Consider the following 1,037-nt stretch of genomic DNA (forward strand, 5'->3'; position numbering starts at 1 on the left):
GCAGGCGCTCGAAGCGTTTGTCGACCAGCTGGGCGAACCGGCCCTGCACGCGGCCCTGCAAACCATGTCGGCCGCGCGCGAGACGGCGCGCCTGGCGCCGGGACAGGGCCTGCCCGCCTTCACGGGCCTGATGACGATCACCGAACGCTTGCGCGAACACGCGGAGCAGATGCGGTGAACGGCGTCAATCCCTTTGACTGGAGCGGGCCATGGTTCCTGCTGGCCTACCTGGTCTTCGGCCTGCTCGTCTACTACCTGGCGCGCGAGCTGCTGATCGGCCAGGAATTGCGCAATCCGCATGCCCAGCTGTCGCTCGCCGATGATCCCTACCGCATCGCCTATTTGCGCGGCGGCGCGCTCGAAGCCGTGAAGATCGCCGCCATCGTGCTGGTCGACCGCGGCTTGCTGCGCGCCGATGGCCCGCTGCTGGAAACGGCCAGCGCCGACAGCCTGCGCTTCGCCAGCCACGACATCGAACGCGACGTGCTGCGGCTGTACCTGGGCCGCCAGGGCCACAGCAAGGAGCTGGCCGTGCAGGCCGCGATGCTGCCGGCATGCCGCGCCTACCAGGAAACCTTGACGCGGCAGGAATTGCTGGTCGGCCCGCCGCTGCTGCGCCGGCGCAAGCGCATCACCTGGACCGCGCACTGGCTGCTGCTGACGGTGGCCGCCGTCAAGGCCGTCATCGCCATCAGCCGCCAGCACTACAACCTGCTGTTCCTGGCGGTCCTGCTGGCGGTCTTCCTGCTGATGCTGCGCGGCTTGCGCACCCAGGCGACCAGCTGGAGCGCGCGGCGGCTGCTGACGGACCTGCGCATGCTGTTCGGTCGCCTGAACCTGCGCTCGGCGCGCCTGCAGGCGGGCAGCAGCAGCGCCGACATGGCACTGCTGGCGGCCATCTTCGGCATCGGCGCCCTGCCCTTGTCTGTGTACGCGTTTGTCGCCGAACTGTACCCAACGCCCCGGCACAACAGCGGCGGCGACTCCTCGTCCGGCGGCACGGGCGACGCGGGCGACTCGTCATCGGGCGGCGGCGG

1 protein-coding gene is annotated in these 1,037 nt (G+C 70.1%); it reads left to right on the top strand.

All coding sequences use genetic code 11. The annotated features are described in order from the left end of the window. Positions 1–174: 174 nt before the first annotated feature. Positions 175–1,037, top strand: an 863-nt coding sequence (locus tag JaAD80_RS29065) for a TIGR04222 domain-containing membrane protein (protein WP_146012610.1), incomplete at its 3' end; no start/stop codon positions are given.

This window comes from Janthinobacterium sp. AD80 (genome assembly GCF_002878455.1).
Lineage (GTDB): Bacteria > Pseudomonadota > Gammaproteobacteria > Burkholderiales > Burkholderiaceae_D > Janthinobacterium.